This window comes from Acinetobacter sp. NIOH-H-8 (assembly GCF_046635365.1).
Lineage (GTDB): Bacteria > Pseudomonadota > Gammaproteobacteria > Pseudomonadales > Moraxellaceae > Acinetobacter.
In genome coordinates this window covers 1-448 of record NZ_JBHDVN010000198.1, presented here as the reverse complement: position 1 = coordinate 448, position 448 = coordinate 1, and the positions used below count along the sequence as shown (strand labels likewise).

1 protein-coding gene is annotated in these 448 nt (G+C 58.9%); it reads right to left on the bottom strand.

Annotation, left to right across the window (positions count from 1 at the left end; all coding sequences use genetic code 11):
• A partial coding sequence (locus tag ACEWB7_RS17780) for a histidine kinase (RefSeq protein ID WP_411581057.1) occupies positions 1-448 on the bottom strand: 448 nt, incomplete at both ends.

Sequence of the window (448 nt, the reverse complement as noted above, 5' to 3'; positions counted from 1 at the left end):
CCCAACAAACGGCGCACCGCGTCGTAAACGCCCAGCGATAGTTGTTCGATGAGCTGCCCGCTCTGCTTCACGCTGGCGTTATCTGCCGCCAGCCGCTGAACAATGCCCGCCTGAGTACGAATAGCAGTGATGGTCTGACCGATATCATCATGCAGCTCACGCGCCACATCACGACGCACGCTCTCTTCGGTTTCCAGCAACCGTTCAGCCAGATGCTGATTGCGCGCCAGTTCCTTTTGCAGCGACTGGTTAAGTTCACGCAACCGCTGGATGCCAGCGCCCAGTAACAACCCTGTCAGACTTTGCACCAGCAACGAGAGCAATAAATCCACCGGATGATCGCGCCAGGTTTGACTGGCGATCAGCGCGATGGCGTTCATCAACGTCGCGATCAGCGCCCCTTGCCAACCGTAGTGCCAGGCCAGCGCGATAATCGGCAGCGCCAGGC